The 331-nt window shown below is 54.1% G+C and carries 1 protein-coding gene; it reads left to right on the forward strand.

Annotation, left to right across the window (positions count from 1 at the left end):
• Positions 1 to 232, forward strand: a 232-nt coding sequence (locus R0J87_RS19100) for a catalase (RefSeq protein WP_498888210.1), incomplete at its 5' end; no start/stop codon positions are given.
• Between the last annotated feature and the right edge of the window lie 99 nt (positions 233 to 331).

Here is a 331-nt window from a genome sequence, read left to right on the forward strand (position 1 = left end):
CCCGACAGATGACCCGACACGCGATTGGCCAAAAGACCGTAAACGCATTTTGCTAGGACGGTTGGTCATCGAAGCGCCTGCCGCGGAAGCCGAACATGCCCTATACGATCCGACCGTCATGACAGCAGGCATCAGCTGTTCGGACGACCCGATCCTTCAGTTCCGCCGTGGCGCATACCGGCATTCCTACGAAAAGCGCAGCGCCGAGAATGACAGAGACACCAATCGCTGAATGTACGTGCCGGTTTATTGCGGCATTTCCAAACGAAAAGCCAGCCCGTTGAAGTTCAACGGACTGGCTTTTTCAATAAAGTTTGCCTTGTTTATGCAG

The sequence above is a fragment of the Halomonas sp. SIMBA_159 genome (assembly GCF_046536035.1).
Classification (GTDB): domain Bacteria; phylum Pseudomonadota; class Gammaproteobacteria; order Pseudomonadales; family Halomonadaceae; genus Vreelandella; species Vreelandella venusta_A.